The 20491-nt window shown below is 62.2% G+C and carries 20 protein-coding genes; 16 read left to right on the top strand and 4 right to left on the bottom strand.

The window, feature by feature from the left end; genetic code table 11:
* Positions 1-162: 162 nt before the first annotated feature.
* The gene (locus J3485_RS05260) at positions 163-1017 is read right to left on the bottom strand and encodes an alpha/beta hydrolase (protein ID WP_206955658.1); all 855 of its coding nucleotides are present in this window, start codon (positions 1015-1017) and stop codon (positions 163-165) included.
* Positions 1018-1147: 130 nt separating this feature from the next.
* Here J3485_RS05260 and J3485_RS05255 point away from each other — a divergent pair, with 130 nt between their 5' ends.
* The 5 genes from J3485_RS05255 (at position 1148) to J3485_RS05235 (ending at position 6098) form a co-directional block, all read left to right on the top strand.
* Positions 1148-1933 (top strand): AraC family transcriptional regulator, encoded by a 786-nt coding sequence (locus J3485_RS05255; RefSeq protein WP_206951498.1) that lies wholly within the window; start codon positions 1148-1150, stop codon positions 1931-1933.
* A 141-nt stretch (positions 1934-2074) separates the two neighbouring features.
* Positions 2075-2539: a RidA family protein gene (locus J3485_RS05250; protein WP_206951497.1), complete on the top strand. Its 465-nt coding sequence runs from the start codon at positions 2075-2077 to the stop codon at positions 2537-2539.
* A 1-nt stretch (position 2540) separates the two neighbouring features.
* Positions 2541-3959 carry an adenylosuccinate synthetase gene (locus tag J3485_RS05245; RefSeq protein ID WP_206951496.1) on the top strand — a complete coding sequence of 473 codons (1419 nt, stop codon included), beginning with the start codon at positions 2541-2543 and terminating at the stop codon, positions 3957-3959.
* A 1-nt stretch (position 3960) separates the two neighbouring features.
* Entirely contained in the window at positions 3961-4572 is a 612-nt protein-coding gene (locus J3485_RS05240) for a pyridoxamine 5'-phosphate oxidase family protein (RefSeq protein ID WP_206951495.1), read from the top strand.
* Positions 4573-4727: 155 nt separating this feature from the next.
* Positions 4728-6098, top strand: a complete 1371-nt coding sequence (locus tag J3485_RS05235; protein ID WP_374192407.1) for an MFS transporter — start codon at positions 4728-4730, stop codon at positions 6096-6098.
* A gap of 93 nt (positions 6099-6191) precedes the next feature.
* On the opposite strand, the gene J3485_RS05230 is transcribed toward J3485_RS05235, so the two are convergent.
* On the bottom strand, positions 6192-6656 hold the full coding sequence (locus J3485_RS05230) for a cupin domain-containing protein (RefSeq protein WP_206951494.1): 465 nt from the start codon (positions 6654-6656) through the stop codon (positions 6192-6194).
* A gap of 102 nt (positions 6657-6758) precedes the next feature.
* Entirely contained in the window at positions 6759-7067 is a 309-nt protein-coding gene (locus tag J3485_RS05225) for a hypothetical protein (RefSeq protein WP_206951493.1), read from the bottom strand.
* A 37-nt stretch (positions 7068-7104) separates the two neighbouring features.
* Here J3485_RS05225 and J3485_RS05220 point away from each other — a divergent pair, with 37 nt between their 5' ends.
* Positions 7105-7386, top strand: coding sequence for a hypothetical protein (locus J3485_RS05220; RefSeq protein WP_206951492.1), 282 nt, complete (start codon positions 7105-7107; stop codon positions 7384-7386).
* 109 nt (positions 7387-7495) lie between these two features.
* Here J3485_RS05220 and J3485_RS05215 read toward each other — a convergent pair whose 3' ends face one another.
* The gene (locus J3485_RS05215) at positions 7496-8437 is read right to left on the bottom strand and encodes a LysR substrate-binding domain-containing protein (RefSeq protein ID WP_206951491.1); all 942 of its coding nucleotides are present in this window, start codon (positions 8435-8437) and stop codon (positions 7496-7498) included.
* A gap of 174 nt (positions 8438-8611) precedes the next feature.
* On the opposite strand from J3485_RS05215, the gene J3485_RS05210 reads away from it, so the two are divergent.
* The 10 genes from J3485_RS05210 to J3485_RS05165 all read left to right on the top strand — a co-directional run bounded on the left by J3485_RS05210 (position 8612) and on the right by J3485_RS05165 (position 20466).
* Positions 8612-9730: an ABC transporter substrate-binding protein gene (locus J3485_RS05210; RefSeq protein ID WP_206951490.1), complete on the top strand. Its 1119-nt coding sequence runs from the start codon at positions 8612-8614 to the stop codon at positions 9728-9730.
* Between the two features lie 70 nt (positions 9731-9800).
* Positions 9801-10871, top strand: a complete 1071-nt coding sequence (locus J3485_RS05205) for an ABC transporter ATP-binding protein (RefSeq protein WP_206951489.1) — start codon at positions 9801-9803, stop codon at positions 10869-10871.
* Positions 10858-11730 carry an ABC transporter permease gene (locus tag J3485_RS05200; protein WP_206951488.1) on the top strand — a complete coding sequence of 291 codons (873 nt, stop codon included), beginning with the start codon at positions 10858-10860 and terminating at the stop codon, positions 11728-11730. Before J3485_RS05205 ends, J3485_RS05200 begins: the two co-directional genes overlap by 14 nt.
* Before the next feature lie 12 nt (positions 11731-11742).
* Positions 11743-12540 (top strand): ABC transporter permease, encoded by a 798-nt coding sequence (locus J3485_RS05195; protein WP_206951487.1) that lies wholly within the window; start codon positions 11743-11745, stop codon positions 12538-12540.
* Positions 12537-13673, top strand: coding sequence for an NAD(P)/FAD-dependent oxidoreductase (locus J3485_RS05190; RefSeq protein ID WP_206951486.1), 1137 nt, complete (start codon positions 12537-12539; stop codon positions 13671-13673). Before J3485_RS05195 ends, J3485_RS05190 begins: the two co-directional genes overlap by 4 nt.
* Positions 13674-13680: 7 nt before the next feature.
* A complete protein-coding gene (locus J3485_RS05185; protein WP_206951485.1) occupies positions 13681-14034 on the top strand; it encodes a (2Fe-2S)-binding protein in 354 nt (117 codons plus the stop codon).
* Positions 14024-15439 (top strand): FAD/NAD(P)-dependent oxidoreductase, encoded by a 1416-nt coding sequence (locus J3485_RS05180; RefSeq protein ID WP_206951484.1) that lies wholly within the window; start codon positions 14024-14026, stop codon positions 15437-15439. Before J3485_RS05185 ends, J3485_RS05180 begins: the two co-directional genes overlap by 11 nt.
* Positions 15432-16616: an NAD(P)/FAD-dependent oxidoreductase gene (locus tag J3485_RS05175; RefSeq protein ID WP_206951483.1), complete on the top strand. Its 1185-nt coding sequence runs from the start codon at positions 15432-15434 to the stop codon at positions 16614-16616. The genes J3485_RS05180 and J3485_RS05175 overlap by 8 nt, the downstream gene beginning before the upstream one ends.
* Positions 16617-16745: 129 nt before the next feature.
* Positions 16746-17099, top strand: a complete 354-nt coding sequence (locus J3485_RS05170; protein ID WP_206951482.1) for a RidA family protein — start codon at positions 16746-16748, stop codon at positions 17097-17099.
* A 697-nt stretch (positions 17100-17796) separates the two neighbouring features.
* Positions 17797-20466 carry a PLL family lectin gene (locus J3485_RS05165; RefSeq protein WP_206951481.1) on the top strand — a complete coding sequence of 890 codons (2670 nt, stop codon included), beginning with the start codon at positions 17797-17799 and terminating at the stop codon, positions 20464-20466.
* Positions 20467-20491 lie beyond the last annotated feature (25 nt).

The following is a 20491-nucleotide window of genomic DNA, read 5'->3' as shown; positions in this document are numbered from 1 at the left end:
CAGGATGCTTTTTCACGCCTGTAACGCTCCGCTAAATAATGCCCCCGGTTGAAATAGGGCGCGTGGTCACCGGGGCGTTGGGCATATAGTGGGTTCATGGTGCGCTGCCTCGAGCAGATCGCGATGGTCGGACACGTAGCCGGCCACTCAACGCCTTCAGAATCAAACACCGATCATATCGATGACGGCCTGCGAAAGCGCGCCTCCCACTTCTCCGAGTCGATCGACGGCATCGAAATGATGCCCGTCCTGTTGTCGGACGATCCGCACATCGAAACCCCGGTTGTTCAGAAGCGTCTGGTACTCAGCCTGCAATCGATGGAATTCATCGGACTCGTCCCCACCGACGGTAAGGATGAACGGCAGCACCGTCGACGGTAGATGAAACTTGGGGCTGAAGTCGTTCACTTCTCGCACATCGAGTTTGACCGCGTTGTTCAAGTAGCACAGCCGGATCGGTTCCAAATCGTAAAGGCCGCTGATCGCGCAAGCGCCTTTCACGACGTTATCGGGAAGATCGTGTCTGGTCCAGTCGGTGCCGGCGAGCATCGCAGTCAAGTGGCCGCCCGCCGAGCTTCCCGAAACGAAAATTGCATCGCGGTCTACACCCAGCGCATCGGCATTGCGGTAAAGATGAGCGACAGCGTTGGTGTTGTCGAGCACGATATCGCCCATTCGCACCGAAGGCGCGAGTCGATAATTCACGACGACCACATTGATGTTCGCTTCCAGGTAAGGCAACGCCACCGTACTGAAGTCGGATTTATCGAGCGACTGCCAGTAGCCGCCGTGAATGAAAACGAGGACCGGACGTCCTTTATCCTTCACGGGGAACAAATCGAATGTTTGTTTTTCATCGGCACCGTAGCGTACGTTTTCGGTGACCGCATGCTCGCGTCGAAACTCCGCGCTCGTTTTCGTCCAGCGAGCGAATATGTCCAGATGATTCGCAATCCCAGCGCGAACATTGTATTGCTGATCCAAAGCCTCTTGATCAAACGAACGGTAAACCGGCATCCTGTACCTCACTGAAAGTGCGTTGAAGGAGTAAGCGAACATTCGGGCGTCCGCGTCTCACTCCGTAAATTACAGGTGCCGTGGGCTGGCTCGCGCGCGCGCAAGTGACAACATTGATTGGGGACACGCCATGTTCGGAAAGAGCGAAGACCGGGATGACTATCAACTCATCGAGCGGCCAGTTGGCGGGATGGCGCGTGATCTGCCAGATAGGTTCTTCATCGACTATCACGAACACCGGCGAGGCCAGTTGATCTACGCCTACGCGGGCTCCATTCTCGTCACCGCTGAAAGCGGGTCGTGGATCGTGCCGCCGCAGCGCGCCGTCTGGGTTCCACCTCGGGTACGCCATTGCATGCAGGCAATCGGGCGCATCGAGATGCGCACGCTCTACTTCGATCCGGAACGCACGCCGCTTAGCTCGACCGCGTGTTGCGTGATCTCCATCTCGCCCCTGCTGCGCGAGTTGATCTCCTCCGTCGTCAAAATGCCGGTCGACTACAACGAACACGGACGCGATGCTTTGGTGGTCGAGTTGCTGTTTCACGAGATCAAACCGCTGCAGATCGAACCGCTTCATCTGCCGATGCCGGCTGATACACGCATCGCACGCATTTGCCGCTGGATCATCGCAAATCCGGCCGAGGAAACGTCGGTCGCCTCCTGGAGCAAGGTGGTCGGAGCGAGCGCACGCACGATCATCAGACTGTTCCCGGAAGAAACAGGCATGACGTTTACGCGCTGGAGGCAGCAGGCCCGTTTGCTCGCCGCCGTGCAGATGCTTGCCAATGGTCGCCATGTGACCGAAATCGCCACCGAACTCGGCTACGACAGTCCAAGCGCGTTCAGCGCGATGTTCCGCAAAGCGCTCGGCAGCAGCCCGACGGAGTACTTTCGCTCCAAGGACGTCGACTGACGCGCAGCGGCAATGCCGCTTCTCGCTCATCGCAGAATGGCGTCATCGCAACGAATCTCGGCATTGTCGCGAGAGCCCGCAGTGCGCTGATTGTTCATAGTGATCGTGAATGCCGCGTGGGCGGCAAACACAGGAGCTGCAATGACAATCTACGATCGCATTCGCGAAGCGGGCATCACCCTGCCGACGCTCGCCATTCCCGTCGCCGCGTTCCGTCCTTATGTCCTTTTCAACAATCAGTTGATCGTTTCCGGACAGTTGCCCGTGCGCGACGGCAAGGCAATGTTTACCGGCAAAGTGCCTGACGTGAGGTCGGTTTCCGACGCTCAAGGCGCGGCGCGACTCTGCGTGATCAACATCCTGGCGTGGGCACACCACGCGACGCAAGGGAACCTGAATCGGATTGGACAGGTCTTGCGACTCGGCGGGTTTGTCGCGACATCGGAGGGCTTCGCCGATGCGCCGGTCGTCGTCAATGCGGCATCCGAGCTCGTCACCCAGATCTTCGGCGAGCGTGGGTCGCACGCGAGAATCGCGATCGGCGTGGCAAGCTTGCCTCTCAATGCATCCGTGGAAGTCGAAGCGACGTTTGCGTTGGAGGGCTGAAATGGGCGAGCGCTCCGGATACGCTGACGTATTGGTCGGGCTGCAGTATGGCGACGAGGGAAAGGCCAAGATCGTCGATATGCTTGCCGACCAGTACGACATCATCGCCCGTTTCAACGGCGGCGCGAATGCCGGGCATACGATCGTCACGCCGCATGGCGCCGCAAGGCTCATGCAAGTGCCGTCGGGCGCATTCCATCCCGGCAAGCTGCTCTATATCGGCTCGGGATGCACGGTCAACATCGTCAAGCTCGCCGCGGAGATCGAAGCGCTGACCGCCCAGGGCGCTCAACTCGACGGCCGGCTTTTCGTCAGCCATCGCAGTGCCGTGATTCAGCCGATCCACATTCTTGCGGATCGCGCGCAGGGGCGGGACATCGGTACGACAGGCAACGGCATCGGGCCATGTTATGCCGGCCTCGCGGCCCGCATGCGCGGGAAAGAGCGCACCGCGGTGCAGTTGCGCGACCTCCTGCGCGACGAGGATCACGCCTTCGCGATGATGCAGGCGAATTCGGATTCGGAAGGATTCCAGGCGACGCGCGACGAAGCGAGCGAGGCGATATGGCTGGAAGTGTTTGCGTCGATGAGAGCCGCGTGGGAGCGCGTCCGGCATTTCGTTTCGGAAAACGATCTATTCCTGACGGACAAGGTTGCCGACGGCGCGCGGGTGCTTTTCGAAGGCGCTCAGTCCGTGATGCTCGACTTGGTGCACGGCGATCAGCCATTCGTCACGTCCAGTCATACCGGGCCCGCCTATGCGTATGTAGGCGGCGACCTACCGTGTCAATTCCATCGCAAATCCATTGGTATCGTCAAAGCCGTCGTTTCTCGCGTCGGCGCCGGCCCATTCCCCGCGGAACTCGGTGGTGAGCGCTCGGAGCGATATTGCACCGACGCTGCGTCGAAAGGAATCGGCCAGAGCGAAGAGCGGCAGACGGCCGACGTCGAAGCATTGCTTGCCTGCGGCGACGACTTTGCCACGGGTGTCGCCCTGCGCGTTCTGACGGGAGAATACGGCACGGGAAGCGGGCGCCCGCGGCGCATTGGCCTGCTCGACTTGCCGCAGATCCGGCGCGTCGTCGCGCTTCATGGGATCGACGAGTTGTTCATCAACAAATGCGATTGCCTCACGTACTTCGGTAAAACGCCGAAGGGCATTATCCCTGTGATCGTCGAGTATCGCGCCGAAGCCATCGGACTGCGACCCGTGATCGCGGAGTTTTCCGCGTTCGAGCCGTTGGATCGCACGGCGAGGCCGTCCACCACTCCCGCCGTTGCCGCTATCACCGATATCCCCGCGAGTCTCGAAGCGTTGCTCCAGTTCATCGAACGGCACGTGGGGTGTCCGATCGTCGGAGTCGGCGTTGGCCCGGGACGCGCCGATATCGTTCAACTCACTCCTTCACCGGTACATTGACATGCATCCAACCTACTTGCGCGCAGAGATGCGCCGGACCGACCTCGCATGGACCGATTGGCCCGCGATTGAAAAATTCCTGAAAGACGAATTGATCTGCCGAGCCGCTGTTCACGACGATCCGTATCCCTATATCGCGGCACTGAGCTTTACGTTCATCGGCGACGCGTTCCTGATTCACTGCTCTCGGTTCGGCAAATTCGCCGCGGCGATCCAGGCCAATCCGCATCTGACTATCGAAGTAGATCGACCGGTGGCGCTGCTCAAAGCGCCCAAAGGTCAAAACACGAGTCTCGAGTACTACAGCGTGATCGCTCGCTGCCGGGCGCACATCATGCATTTGACACAAGACGTGATTGCACACCAGAACCAGGCGCTCGACAAATTTCGGCCGGAGAAAGACTACACACCGATCGAGGACGGCGCGGCCAATCAGATCATCGGGATGCGATGCGTCATCGACGAGATGACGGCGAAGAAGCGCATTCTCGCTGACGGTCAATACTCTCCACCCGGTCAACCGCTGGCCCCTTACCTGCGCTACCCGTTCGCGACGGGCGCGACGCTGTCGGGCTTGCCCGCGAATGCCTTCGACAAGAACCGCTTCAAGTAAGCCCATCGCAGCTGTTCTCAAGCTGGCGTAGACGCGATATCCGACGGCATCTTCACGTGAGCCGCTGTTCTTTTGAAGTTCGATAGTGAGTGTGCCGACACCGGTCGATCCGGTGTCCGTATTTTCGAATCGATACATGAGATCAGGAGACAGGCATGAAGATGACAAGGATGGAAGTGGCCGGCGGCAACGTGGCTAGCCGGCTGGAACGATTACCCGTTTGCAGCTACCACCGCGTGCTGTTCGTCGTCATCGCGCTGGCATTTTTCTTCGACAACGTCGACCTGGCCACGATGACCTTCGTTCTCGGCTCCATCAAGAGCGAGTTCGGCCTGAGCAGTGCACAGGCCGGCATGTTGGGTAGCGCGAGCTTCGCGGGCATGGCGTTGGGCGCATTGTGTTCAGGGGCGGCTGCCGACCGGTTCGGTCGCAAGCCGGTGTTTCAGATCAGCATGATCGTGTGGGGCGTGGGCAGTTATCTTTGCTCGACCGCTACGGATGCGACCTCATTGGGTATCTTCCGGCTGGTGCTTGGTATCGGCATGGGCATGGAGCTTCCGATCGCGCAAACCATGCTATCGGAATTCATTCCGACAAAGTGCCGCGGCCGCTATCTCGCGATGATGGACGGAAATTGGCCGCTGGCGTTCATCTGCGCCGGACTGCTTTCCTACTATGTACTGGACACACACGGCTGGAGGACCTTGTTCCTGATCGAATCGATGCCGGCTGTCTTTCTCTTCGTCGTTCGTCGCTATGTTCCCGAATCGCCGCGGTGGCTTGAATCGCGAGGGCGTCATGGGGAAGCCGAGGCAATCGTCGCGCTGATCGAACAATCCGTGATGTCGCGGTTGAGGATGGAGCGTTTGCCGGAGGCCAGCTCGATTTCGATCGAACTGCGCGATGAACAAGGTCTCAAGGTGTTGTGGTCGAAGGCTTATCGCAGCAGAACGCTGACGGTCGGCTCACTGTGGTTCCTGTCGCTGCTTGGCTTCTATGGGCTCAATACCTGGCTCGGCGCACTGCTTCAACAATCAGGGCTCGCCGTGACGAAGTCGGTGCTGTTCACCCTCTATATATCGCTAGGCGGCGTGCCCGGCTTTATATGGGCCGCATGGGCGGTTGAACGATGGGGGCGCAAACTGACGTGCGTCATGACGCTGGTGGGCAGCGCGGTCATGATCTTCGCATTCGGCCGCCTTTCGCATCATAGTCCGAGCCCGTCGACGCTGATCGCGGCTGGCGCGTTGATGCAGTTCTTCACCTTTGGCATGTGGGCCGTGCTCTACACCTATACGCCCGAGTTGTACCCCTCTAGAGCGCGGGCTTCGGGATGCGGCTTCGCCTCATTCCTTGGCCGGATTGGCGCGTTGATCGGACCGACGGCGATCGGCCTGATTCTTCCCATCTGGAAGAGCGATGGCGTCTTTGTTTTTGGGGCACTGTGTTTTCTTTTGGCGGCGCTCGTGGTGATGCGCTTCGGGATCGAAACTCGCGGCAGCACGCTGGAGAGCGTGTCCGGTTAGTCGCGATCCGCCTCGCGCCGCATTCGTTATCCGTGCCGAGGCAAGGCTGCTAGCCCGCTCAGCGGCACACGATGCGCGAAACCCCGAGCGCGGTCAGGGCGCCATTTGCATGTCCCCCGGCTGCTGCGGGGGGAGCTTGATCGACAGCACCTTGAAGCGTCCGTGAATCGGCACCGAGCCGGCGTGGACGGTGTTCTCCGGAATGATGATCAGATCGCCGGCATGAATGTGCCGCGGCTTATCGCCCAGCCAGAAGGTGCCGCTGCCGGAGATGACATACTGGATCTCCACCGAATGCTGGTGAGTGTGCTTGGGCACGTCACCGGACTGGACCGCCACGGTACCGTCGGGCGTCGCCACTAGCGTCTTGGAGCGCAGCGTGCCGACGTGCGGCACGAGCGGACCGATCTGCGCGTCGGTCATCGCGCGCAGGTCGATGATCTGCGGCTGCAACTCGGGCGCTGGAGCTTGTGCGTAGGCCTGACTCGGCGTCAGGGAAACGAACAGCGCGGCCGCACAAGCCGCCGGGGTGGCGATGAGGGTGAAATGGCGGTACATGATGACTCCTCGTTATGAGTGTGGCTTGGATTCGGGAATCGGAGCGCGTCTGAACGAGATCATTCGCCTTGCGTTGATTTTATGTCGCGCGGATACGCGCGATTATGCACTGGTCGATACCAGGCCCGTCGTCTGGCCGCTGCTCAGCATCAACTGAGCCAGGGCGCTTTGCGCGCTCTGCAACTGAGTCGAGATCTGGCCCACCTCGCTGGTATTCGAACCCTGAAGCGCCGCGCTCAACGCGCTTTGCGCACTTTGCAGTTCGGCTTTGATCTCGTTGATCTGGCTGGCGTCGGTGCCGCCGGCGGCGCTGCCGGTACTGGACGATGCTTGCGCGAGCTGGGCTTCGAGCGACGCGGCCAACGCAGTCATCTCGTCGAGTTCGGTCGTCGAGGAACTGTTTGAAGACACTGATCCCCCGCCACCGCCTGCGCCGCCCGAACCCGCAGTGGAGACGACGGGTGTCGAGCCGGATGAAGCGCGCCCCGTCCCTACGCTCGACGACGCCGTCGTGCTGGTCGACGTTTCACTCGAGGTGGGCGATGCGCCGGTGCCGCCAGCCTTCGAAACGGGCGTCCCACCGGCACTCGAGGCGGTCCCGGTGGCCGCGGCAACCGCAAAAGCCGTAGTGGAGGTGACTGACTGGATCTGCATGGAATCTCTCGGTTGGCTTGAAACGGTGCACGACGGTTTTGGGGCTGCCGGCAATCGCCATGGAAGCACCCATTGACCCTTATCTTCTCGATAACGGCAGGCTGAATGGTTTCTTGAGCCGATTTTCCAATATTTTCGTCGGGATCCGGCCGGGGATATTAGGGGTCATATTCAATAAGTATCCCCTACCCGCCCTCGCCGCGTCGCCTCCCCCCATCCCGCTGCGGCACCTTCATCTGCGCCATGAACTCGTCGTGCACCTCGCGCAGCACCTCGACGAACGCCGACGCGAGCCGCTCGCGCGGCCGGTGCGGCGGATACAGCAAATAGATGGGAAACAACACATCGGGCGAGAAGCGCCGGATCGCGATCTCAGGCCCCGCGAAGTCTCGCGCAACGAGCGGATGCGAGAGCGTCACGCCCATTGCGCAACGCACCATCTCGCAGCACACCGCCGTGTATTGCGCCTCGATCGCCATCACGCGTTCCACTCCCGCACGCGTGAACACTTCGTCCATTTGCGCACGCGTGCCATCGCCGTGACATAGCGAAATAAACGACTCGCCCTGCAGATCCGCAGGTTTGATCAGCGATTTCTTCGCAAGACGATGTCCGGCAGGCATCACGCACATCGCCGCCGCGGTCGATAGCAACTCGACGTCGCAGTTCGACGCCTCGCTCACGTACACGGCCACGCCCAGGTCGCAGAACTGCGACGCCGTCCAGTGATTGACCGTGCCCGACGTATTCATATGCAGCGATACCGTCACCCCCGGATGCAGGCGCTGGAAGCGGGCGATCGCACGCGGCACCAACGTCAGTCCGGCCGAAGGCATCGCGGCGATGCGTAGCCGCCCCGTGCCCAGGTTGCGAATCTGCGCGGCCGCATTCGCCAGCCCCTGCAAGCCGACATAGGCGCGCTCCACTTCGCGGAAAAACGCCGTCCCTTCGCTCGTCGGAATCAGCCGCGCCCCCGTGCGCTGAAACAGCACGAGCCCGGTCTCGCGTTCGAGTTGCGAAATGAGCCGGCTCACGTTCGGCTGCGACGTGAACAACTCCTTGGCCGCCGCCGTCATCGACCCCGCCGTCATCACCGCTCGAAATGCCTCGACGTGCTTCAAGTTCATCTTTGCCCCCTCGATACCGGCCCCGATTTTCATTTAAGGGTGGACCCTAGGTCATATCACCCATGCATAGGTCCGTATTTTATTCGTATTGGAGATATAGCTTGCGCGGAGCGAAACTCCCATGCATCGACGCAAAAGTCGAACCATCGCTAGAGATAAACAGGAGACAGAGTCATGAACGAAGTGCCGCGCCGTCATGCCCGCCGCTGTGCCCGCCGCTGTGCCCGCCGCTGTGCCCGCCGCTGTGCCTTTTCCAAGCTGCCGCAAGCACTGCTCGCGGCGCTGTCGCTGGCCGGAGTGTGCGCCGTCAGCGCACCGGTTCACGCGGAAACAACGCTATACGTGGCCAACGTGGGCGGCTCGAACGAGGATCTCTACCGACAAAAGATCGACCCGCCGTTCGAGAAGTCGCACAACGTCAAGATCGTCTACGTCGCGGGCAATTCGAGCGATACGCTCGCGAAACTGCAAGCGCAAAAGGGCCACGAACAGATCAACGTGGCGGTAATGGACGACGGTCCGATGTATCAAGCCATGCAGCTCGGCCTGTGCGGCAAGCTCGACGATGCGCCCGTCATGAAGGATCTCTATCCGCTTGCTCACCTCGGCCCCACCGCCGTCGGCGTCGGCATGGTCGCGACGGGCATCGGCTACAACGTGCAAGCCTTCAAGAAGCTTGGCCTACCCGCGCCCGATTCGTGGAATGCGCTGGCCGATCCGCGGCTCAAGGGCAAAGTGGGCGTGCCGCCGATCACCAACACGTATGGCCTGCATACGCTCGTCATGTTCGCGCGCATGAACGGCGGTGGCGAAAAGAACATCGATCCGGGCTTCGCCGCGATCAAGAAGGAAGTTGCCCCGAACGTGCTTTCGTGGGCGCCGACGCCGGGCGAGATGGACGGCCTGATGCAATCGGGCGACGTCGTCATCGCGCCGTACGGCAGCGGTCGCGCGGTCGCGCTGCAAAACACCGGCTTCCCGCTCAAGTTCATTTATCCGAAGGAAGGCGGCGTTGCGCTGCAAGTGGGCGCATGCGTCGTGGCGCAAAACGCGCAGCCCGCGCTCTCACAGCAGTTCATCCAGTATCTGCTGAGTCCCGAAGTGCAGGTCATGCAGGCGCAGGACATCGGGCTAGGCCCCGTGAACAAGACGGTCAAGCTCTCGCCCGACGTCGCCGCGCGCGTGCCGTACGGTCCCGATCAGATCGCGAAACTGACGTCGGTCGATTGGACGACCATCAATCAACATCGCACCGCATGGACCGAGCGCTGGAATCGATCGGTCGAGCGTTGAACGACGTCCGCGAGTGGGCGCGCCGTGCGCGCCTCGCTGGCCACGTGCTCTCGATGAAGGATGGACGCTCATGAGTTTCTTAACGCTGCAAGGCATTTCCAAACGGTACGGCGATTTCACCGCGATCGAGCAAATCGATCTGTCGGTCGAGCGCGGCGAATTCCTGTCGCTGCTCGGTCCGTCCGGTTGCGGCAAGACCACGACGCTGCAAACGATCGCGGGCTTCGTCGCGCCCACGAGCGGCCGCATCACGCTGGATGGCCGCGACATCACGAATGAACGCCCGGAAAAGCGCGGTATCGGCGTCGTGTTTCAAAGCTATGCGCTGTTCCCGCACATGACCGTGGCAGGCAATGTCGGCTTCGGCCTGGAGATGCGCAAGATCAAGCGCGATGCGCGGATGCAGCGCATCGCCGAAGCGCTCGAACTCGTGCACCTGAGCGGTCTGCAAGCGCGCTATCCGAAGGAGCTCTCGGGCGGCCAGCGGCAGCGCGTGGCGATCGCTCGCGCGATTGCGATGGAACCGGAACTGCTGCTGCTCGACGAACCGATGTCGAACCTCGATGCGAAGCTGCGCGAGGAAATGCACATCGAACTGCGCGCCATTCAAAAGCGGCTCGGCATTACGACGATTCTCGTCACGCATGATCAGGTCGAAGCAATGACGATGAGCGATCGCATCGCCGTGATGCATCGCGGCAAGGTCGCTCAACTGAGCACGCCTTTCGATGCGTACGAGCGTCCCGCCACGCCGTTCACGTCGACGTTCCTCGGCCGCACGAACACGATCGAAGGCGAGGTACTGCGGCGCAATCCGCGTTGCGCCGAAGTGGCGGTGGCCGGCGCAACCCTGCACGTCCCGCACGAAGGCCGCGATGTCGCGGGCGCTGTCAACGTCTACATCCGTCCGGAGAAGGTCCGGCTCGCCAATGGCGACGCTCGGCTGCACGGGCGCATCGCGACACGCGTGTTCGTCGGCAACCAGTGGCTGCTCGTCGTCGACACTGCGCTCGGCAAGCTGCATGTCGCACAACCGAATCACGGCGCGCCGCCGCCGGAAGAAGGCCACGAGGTCGGGCTTGCATGGGCCGATGACGATCTACGCGTGTTGAGCCGGGAGCAGCATCATGGCCACGCTTGACGATACGCGCGCCGGAGCGGCGCCGTGGCTGCTGTCGGCGCCCGCACTGCTGGTTTTCGTGACGATGCTGCTCGTGCCGCTCGTCCTGACGTTCGTGCTGTCGTTTCACGTCTTCCGCGACATGGCCGGCGTGCAACCGGGCTACACGCTGCGCAACTATCTGCAGGTCGTCACCGACCCTTACTACGGCACGATTTTTCTGCGCACGGCCGGCCTCGCATTCGCGGTGACGTTGCTGTCGATCGTACTCGGTGTACCGGAAACGATCGTGCTCGCACGCATGCGCCGGCCATGGCAATCGATCTGCCTGCTGGTCGTGCTCGGGCCGCTCATGATCTCCGTCGTCGTGCGCACGCTCGGCTGGGAAATTCTGCTTGGCAACAACGGCGTGATCAACGACCTGCTGCGCGCGCTCGACATCACGCAGGAGCCGATCCGCTTCGTGTTCACGATGACGGGCGTGATCGTCGCGCTCACACACGTACTCGTGCCGTTCATGGTGATGTCGGTTTGGGCGACGCTGCAAAAGCTCGATCCACAGGTGGAGTGGGCGGGACGCTCGCTGGGCGCCTCGCCGATGCGTGTGTTCGGTCGCGTCGTGCTGCCGCAAATCATGCCGGGCGTGCTCTCGGGCTCGATCATCGTGTTCGCGTTGTCGGCATCGGCATTCGCAACCCCCGCGCTGATCGGCGGCCGTCGTCTGAAAGTGGTGGCCACCGCCGCCTACGACGAATTTCTCGGCACGTTGAACTGGCCGCTCGGCGCGAGCATCGTCGTGCTGCTGCTCATCGCCAACGTCGCGATCGTGATGGGCTGCAGCCGCCTTGCCGAACGCCGCTTCAAACACATCTTCGACTGACGGGGCGAGACCATGAAGCAAAACGGGATCCTCGGGCTCATCTACAACGTGCTCTTTCTCACGTTCATCCTCGCGCCGCTCGTGGCCGTGCTGCTCGTCGCGTTCACCGACAAGGGCTACATCTCGATGCCGTTCCACGGCGCGTCGCTGCGCTGGTTCCGCGCGATTCTCGAGGACGACGACATGGTGTCGGCATTCTGGCTCTCGGTGCGGCTCGCCTTCACGGCGGCCACGATCGGGGTCGTGCTCGCCGTGCCGGCCGCGCTCGCCATCGCCCGCTATCGCTTTCCGGGTCGCGGCGCGCTGATGGCGTTCTTTCTCTCGCCGATGATGATTCCCGCCGTCGTGCTCGGCATCGCGTTCCTGCGCTTTTTGTCGCTGCTGAATTTGAACGGTTCGTTTGCCGCGCTCGTGGCGACGCACGTCGTGATCGTCGTGCCGTATGCGTTGCGTCTTGCGTTGTCGTCGGCCGTCGGGCTCGATCGTGACGCCGAGCGCGCCGCGCTCTCGTGCGGCGCCAGTCGCTTCACCGCATTTCGACGCGTCGTACTGCCGATGATCCGCACCGGCGTGGCGGGCGGTTGGCTGCTCTCGTTCATTCAGAGCTTCGACGAACTGACGATGACGATCTTCGTCGCGACACCGGGTACGACGACATTACCTGTCGCCATGTACAACCAGATCCAGCAAACCATCGACCCGCTCGTCACTTCGGTGTCGGCGGTGCTGATCGTCGGCACGATCGCGCTGATGGTGCTGCTCGATCGCTTGGTGGGACTGGATCGCATCCTGATCGGAGAAGTTCGATGACATCCAAGGCGTCCATGAGCGCCGACGTGCTCGTGATCGGCGGCGGGCTGGTCGGCACCGCGCTCGCATACGGGCTCGCGCGCGACGGTGCGCGCGTCACCGTGCTCGACGAGGGAGACGGCGGCTTTCGCGCGTCGCGCGGCAATTTCGGCCTCGTCTGGATTCAGGGCAAGGGTTACGGCCTGACGCCTTATGCACGCTGGTCGCGCGGCTCGGCCACGCGCTGGCCGATGCTCGCCGAGCATCTGCTCGACGATACGGGTATCGACGTGGCGCTGCGGCAGCCCGGCGGCTTCCACTTCTGTTTCTCCGACGCGGAACTGGCCGAGCGCCATAAGCGCCTATCGACGCTGCAGCAAGAGATCGGCGACTACCCCTTCGAATTGCTCGACCATCGCGAAGCGCGCGAGCGAGTGCCGGGCCTCGGGCCGGACGTCATCGGCGCGAGCTACACGCCGATGGACGGCCACGTCAATCCGCTCAAGCTATTGCGCGCGCTGCATGCGGGCATGCAGCGGCGCGGTGTCACGTTGCATTCTGGAGCGCGCGTGGAGCGCATCGAATCGGGCAAAGACGGCTTCACGGTGCAAAGCCGGCACGGCACGCATCGCGCCGCGCGGCTCGTGCTCGCCGCGGGGCTCGGCAACCGGACGCTTGCACCGCTCGTCGGCCTCGATGCACCCGTCGCACCCAACCGCGGCCAGGTACTGGTGAGCGAGCGCGTCGAACCTTTTCTTCGCTACCCGACGCTCAACGTTCGGCAAACCGACGAGGGGACCGTTCAATTCGGCGACTCGATGGAACAGGTCGGCTTCAACGACTTCACCACCACGCCCGTGCTGAGCGAGATCGCCCGACGCGGCGTGCGCACGTTTCCGATGCTGCGCCACGTTCGACTCATACGAACGTGGGCGGCACTGCGCATCTACAGCCCCGACGGCTTTCCGATCTACGAAGCGTCCCGCACACATCCGGGCGCGTTCGTCGTTACTTGCCACAGCGGTGTGACGCTCGCCGCGGCTCACGTCCTGCGTCTCGCGCCGTGGATCGCGGGTGCGCCGATGCCCGACGAACTGCCGGCTTTCTCCGCGCGCCGCTTTGCCGCCTTCGCCGAATCGATTCCCGCTCACTGAAACTGTCATGACTTCCCAATCGACTCAATCGCTGTTCAAACCGCTGGCCAGTGCCGATGCACCCGTCGACATTTGGTTCAACGATCGGCCGCTCTCCGTGCCGGGCGGACGCTCGGTCGCCGCCGCGCTACTGGCTGCCGGCGTCTCGCGGTTTCGGGCGACGCCGGTGTCGGGTTCGCCGCGCGCGCCCTACTGCATGATGGGAGCCTGCTTCGAGTGTCTCGTCGAAATCGACGGCGTGCCGAGCCGGCAGAGCTGCATGGTGCAGGTGCGCGCAGGCATGCGCATTCGTTCGCAGGAAGGCGCACGCGATCTCCCGCCGGCGACGGCCAACGCAACGGAGCACGTTCATGGCCGCTGATCTTGCTTCGGAAGCCGTCGATGTCGTAGATGTCGTCGTCGTGGGTGCGGGCCCCGCGGGCATGAGCGCGGCAACGCGCGCGGCCCGCGCGGGTCTGTCCGTGGTGCTGCTCGACGAGCAGGACGCCGTGGGAGGACAAATCTATCGGGCGATCGGCCGCGCCGACGTGCGCCGCAAGGAGATTCTCGGCCCCGACTATGCAGCGGGTTCCGCCATTGCCGACGCCTTCTCGCACTCCGGTGCAAGGCACGTCGCGAACGCATCGGTATGGCAGGTGACGCGCGAGCGTGCGGTGCATTACCTGAAGGACGGGAAGGTCCGCAGCCTCGAGGGCAAGCGCGTCATCCTCGCAAGCGGCGCCCTCGAGCGGCCGTTTCCGATTCCGGGCTGGACACTGCCCGGCGTGCTGACCGCGGGCGCGGCGCAAATTCTTTTGAAGAGTGCCGGTGAAGTGCCTACGGCCCCACCCATCCTCGCGGGCTGCGGCCCCCTCTTGTATCTGCTCGGATGGCAGTACGTGCGTGCCGGCGTGCCGATCCGCGCACTCGTCGACACGACTCGACACGAGGACCGCTGGCGCGCGAAGCGCCATCTGCTCTCCGCACTGCGCGCGTGGCCGTTTCTCCGCAAGGGGCTGCATCTGATCCGCACGTTGCGGCAAGCAGGCGTGCCCATGTATGAAGGCGCCGACAATCTGCGTGTCGAAGGCAAAGCAAACAGCGAGGGTACGCAACGTGCCGCCGCACTCGCCTTCACGACCCCAGCCGGCGAGCACCGTATCGACGCGGACGTGATCCTGCTGCATCAAGGTGTCGTGCCCAATACGCAGTTCACGCATGCGCTGCGTGCGACGCATCGATGGGACGACGCGCAGCTCTGCTTCACGCCCGAAGTGGATGCATGGGGCGAGCTCGACGTGCCGGGCGTTTTCGTCGTCGGCGACGGCGCGGGAATCGGCGGCGCACAAGCGGCCGCGGAGCAAGGCACGCTTGCCGCGCTCGCGGTCGCATCGCAACTCGGTGCGATCGATGCGGACACGCGTGAACGCGAAGCGGCTTTGCATCGCGCGACACTCGCGCGCGTGATGCGCATCCGCCCGTTTCTCGACAGCCTGTATCGTCCGCGCGATGCGAACCGCATTCCCGCCGACGACACGATCGTTTGCCGCTGCGAGGAAGTGACGGCGGGCGAACTACGCGGATTCGTCGCGCTCGGTTGCGTCGGGCCGAATCAGGCGAAGTCGTTCGGACGCTGCGGCATGGGTCCGTGCCAAGGGCGCATGTGCGGCCTGACCGTCACGGAAGTGATCGCGGACGCACGCAAGGTATCGCCGGCCGAAGTCGGCTATTACCGCATTCGTCCGCCCATCAAACCGCTCACGCTCGGAGAGCTTGCCGGTGAATGATCTATCGCATCAGAGCGCGAGCGTCGTGGAGGCAGCGGACGTTCTCGTCATCGGCGGGGGATTGCACGGCACGAGCAGTGCCTTCCATTTGGCCCGTCGCGACGTGAGCGTGATCGTGCTCGAGGCCGACTACGTCGCGCGCCATTCGTCGGGCGTCAACGCCGGCGGCGTGCGCACGCTCGGGCGCCCGCTCGAGGAAATCCCGCTCGCGCTGGTGTCGCGCGAGATCTGGCATGCGCTGCCCGAGATCGTGGGCGATGACGGCGGCTTCGTCGCGTCGGGACAATTGAAGATCGCCGAAACCGAAGCCGAACTCGACGTGTGTCGCGAGCGCGTGGCCTTGCTGGAAGCGCATGGTTTCACCCACGAAAGACTCATCGATCGCGAAGCGGTGCGCGAACTCGAACCGGCGCTTGCCAAGCATGTCACGGGCGGAATCTGGGTCGAACGCGACGGCTATGCCCTGCCGTTTCGCACGACCACTGCATTTCGGCTCGCCGCGCAGCGGCAAGGTGTGCGCTTTCACGAAAACACACTCGTCACGCGGATCGAACAGCGCGGCGCACGCTGGTACGCACACACGCCGCGCGGGCTATTCGCGGCGGAGAAACTCCTCATCGCAGCGGGTGCATGGTCGGGCGAGCTGGCGCGTCAGGCAGGGGAACCCGTGCCCGTGCATCCGGAAGGTTTGATGTTGATGGTCACGCATCGCGTCGCGCCGTTCTGCCGGGCAACACTCGGCGCGACCGGAAGGCCGCTGTCATTCAAGCAGTTCGACAACGGCACGGTCGTGATCGGCGGCAAATTGATCGGCATCGCCGATTTACAGGGACGGCATGGCGAAGTGGACTTCATGAGTCTTGCGCGCAGCGCCCGCACCGTCGTCGATCTGTTCCCGCACTTGCGCGATCTCGGCATCAATCGCGCATGGGCCGGCGTCGAAGCATTCACCGACGATTCACTGCCCATCATTTCCGCAAGCCGCACGGCCGAGAATCTTTACTACTCGTTCGGATATTGCGGCAGCGGCTTCCAGTTGGGGCCGGGCTGCGGTTGGCTCGTCTCCGAGATGATGCTCGACGGTGCGGTGTCGCTATCGCTCGACGCATTCGCGATCGATCGGTTCTCGCGATCGTCGGCGGAAGGATTGCAGGTCAGCGTCGCTGTTCATCAGTAGTCCTAACTTTATGCATGCACCGCGCCGCCCGCGTTTCGTCGCGACGCGCAACGCCTGTTCCCGGTCGCGCGATCCGCGCGGCGTTCCTCGACCCTCTTGTATCGCCGTCACGGCGAGGGAGATCACTGTATGTCCGACATCACTCGAATCGATACGAACCAGCGAATGAGCCGCGTCGTCAAAGCGGCGGGCCTCGTGTTCATCGGCGGCCAAACGTCGGCCGATCCGGCGCCCGATGTGAGAATCCAAACCGCGAAGGTTCTCGAGAAAATCGACGGCTTTCTCGACAAGGCCGGTATCGACAAGACGCGGCTCGTCTCCGCGCAAGTCTGGCTCGCGAACATCGAGCGCGATTTCGCCGGCATGAACGAGATCTGGGACGCCTGGGTACCGCAAGGCTGCGCGCCGACGCGAGCCACCGTCGAGGCAAAACTCGCGTCATCGCATCTGCTCGTCGAGATCGCGGTAGTGGCGCTCGCCTAACGCATCGTTGGATTCAGAGTAAGGTGCCTCCTCACGGGGTGCCTTACATTTATTTATCGAAATTGCGGGCGCCGTTCTTCCGCGACAGGCCTCCCCGTCCGACAACTCGCAGATTCGGTTCCACCGGGATAACCTGCGATCAAAAAGAATTCGAAAGACACTCGCCGACCAGATTGTCAGGAATAACGTTCTGCATCAAATCACGCGAGAATTACACGACTCATATTCCCGATAGGAATTCAAAAATCGATCGGCAATACAAGAGATTACAAATCTTCCGTAGCAGCCCAATCCTAAAGCCAGAGTAGCATTCGATCTCGAACGGAAGAGATTGCGCAGCGTCGTCGTACACATGCATATAGCGAATGTGATAGCAAACCAATCAAACGAAATATTGCGCCAGCATCATTTAGATGCATAATCTTCTTAATCCATCCAGCGCCGCAAACATCCATTTCAATCAATAGCGTGGTCGACAGGCCACGCCATTGCCCATGGCATGTCCGAATAAAACGTTCGCCGATACGTGCTTTATGAAGCGAACGAAATCCGAAGCCCCGGCACCTCGTGCGCCGGGGCTTCGAAACGAGCGTCACGGCCTCGATTCGCATCGACGCGTTCCACGCCGGTGCCATCAGGATCATGGCGTGTTGCATGGAAGTAGAAGAAGACGAACGATAACCATGGAGACTTGGGAATGACGAGCACATCAGAAGTGGTTCATGCCATCGCCGCTGCGCAGCAAAGCGGCAATCGCGGCGTAGAACTCTGGACAACAGACTTGTCGGGCCAGATATGGACGCTCTACCAAACCACCGCCGGGGGCGCATGGAGCAGTTGGGAAGGACCAGGGTTCAAAGGGCAGTCAGTGCCGGCCTGGCAAGTCGCCGCGGCCGATCAGAATACCGGTTGCCTCATGCTGTTCATGACCGACATGGAAGGAAGTGTCTGGTGCATCCCGCAAATGTCGCCAGGAGGCAATTGGGGGAGTTGGAGCGGCCCCTGGTTGCATGACCAGCCACGCACATTCGGGCCCATAGCGGCATCGCAGCAAAGCGGAAATCGCGGCGTCGAACTCTGGGCGATCGATGCGGACGGCCAAATTTGGACGCTCTACCAAACCACGCCGGGCGGATCTTGGAGCAATTGGGAAGGCCCCGGCTTCAAGGGGCAGAGCGTTCCCATGACGCGGGTCGCGGCCGCCGAACAAAATACCGGCTGCGTAATGCTGTTTTCGCTCGATACAAACGGCCAGGTCTGGTCGATCGGACAACTTTCGCCAGGCGGGAACTGGGGCGGTTGGTCCGGCCCCGGCATCGCGAATCAGCCGAAGCCGTTTCATCAGATTTCGGCGTCCCAGCAATGGGGAAACCGCGGAGTCGAACTCTGGGCAACCGATGAAACCGGCGAGATCTGGACGCTGTATCAAACGACGCCCGGCGGATCGTGGAGCAATTGGGAAGGCCCCGGCTTCAAAGGGCAGAACGCGCAGATGTCCCGCACCGCCGCGGCCGGCCAGAATAACGGCAACGTCCGGCTTTTCTCGATCGAATACGGCGGCGCGCTGTGGACCATCAGCCAAAATTCGCCGGGCGGCAACTGGGGCGGCTGGAGCGAACTACCCTCGCCGCCGGTCGAGCCGATGTCGGGATGGCTGGAAGTCGGCTCGGGCTTCACGGGAATCTTCAGCGGCGGCGGTCTGTTATACGCCGTCGATGCTCAGAACACTCTGTCGTTGTTTTCCGCGACCGTCGGCGAGTGGACCGCCATGAACGGCCCCGCTGCCAGCCAATACGTGGGCACGAGCGATGCCGTGTATTCGATCACGTCCGATGAGACCGCGGTCATGTGCCTCGATGCCGCGACACTGGCATGGTCCACGATCGGCAGCACGTCCACGTTCGGCGGCCCGATGACGCAGTTGATCCCGGCGCTGAACGCGCTGCACGGCGTCGACGGGCAAGGCACGGTCTGGATGTACACCGACACACCGAACGAATGGATGTCGATGGGCGGGCCATTCCAAACGGTCTGCGCGAACGACAGTTACTGCTTCGCCATCGCGGAAGACGGACAAAGCGTGCAGATGTGCCCATCCGGTACGACCGACTGGAGCACGATCGGCAGCGCGATGGCCAGCATCGTGGCGGCCGGCAATAATCTTTATGGTGTAGACGCCGCGGGCGCGGTGTTCCTCTATTCAGGCACGCCGATGCAATGGACCTCGATCGGCTCGGGCTTTGCGCAGCTCTGTGCGTCCGGTATAGCACTCTATGGCCTAGCGTCGGACAAAAGCTCGGTTCAGGAATATCTACCGAGTTTCAACCTGTGGGCGCCCGTCGCCGGCGCGGCCGATAGCTTTTGCGCGGGAGAAGGATTCGTCGCGGGCCTGCAATCGCAGACGGTCTATGTCCGTCTGCTCGGCGCGGAAGGCGCCAGAGAGCAAGCCGAGGCCGAATCTTCGACCGGAACCCAAAGCGAGTCGCGCACTCTGACCGCGTCCGCGGACGCGCCGCTTCCGGTCAACAGCCGCAACTGGATGCTCACCTTCACCGTGTCCGCCAATATGCCGCATGCGTACTACGGAGAGTTAATGGTCAAGGTGTCCGGCGACGCGAAGCGCGGGCTCTTCATGCAGGGTGGCTGGCAAGCCGGGCAGAGCTATGCCTTTGCGCTGCAGCTCAACACCACCGACCTCACGACGCTGAGCCTGCTCGGCAACCATCACTTCCTCCCCAACGGACTGCAGATCGACAGCATCAAAGCCTGGAACATCGCAACCGGGGAAATCTACACCTTCACGGTCGACGAGACCATTCCCAATCAGAACGCGGCTGGCACCGTCAGTTGGTCGACCTTCTCCTACGATAGCGTCGAGGCCAGCGGACCGCCCGCCGGATCGACCCTGGTCTACGTCTGGCCAACCCGTCTCACCTCGCGTTATTCGGGACACACGTCGATGATGCTTTCCGACGGCACTTATCTCGGCTGGTGGCCGTACGGCTTTCTTGTGATGTCATTCTTGCCTCCGGCCTATATGGGCAAGCACGCACCGCCCGAAGACGTCAGCTATCAAAACGATCTAGACAAACAGGGATCGGCCCCGCCCCTGGTTCTTTCGCTCCAGGGCATCGACGAAGCAAAAATAAAAGCGTGGTGGGAGCCGTATCTAGCCGACGAAAACAATCTTTACGAAGCACTCACCAATAACTGCGCCACCGTGGTGTATCAAGCGCTGCAAATCGGAGGCGCCGTCAGCGAGCTGTCGACCCGGTTGCAGGACAACTATGCAACGGTCATACCGTGGACGCCCGGGGAGGTCATGCAATTGATGCTCGATATCCAGGCAACGCGGGCGAACTCGTAGGCGGCCATCGATACGCGTAGTTCAG

Source organism: Trinickia acidisoli, from assembly GCF_017315725.1.
GTDB lineage: Bacteria > Pseudomonadota > Gammaproteobacteria > Burkholderiales > Burkholderiaceae > Trinickia > Trinickia acidisoli.
This window is presented reverse-complemented; position numbering and strand designations above follow the sequence as displayed.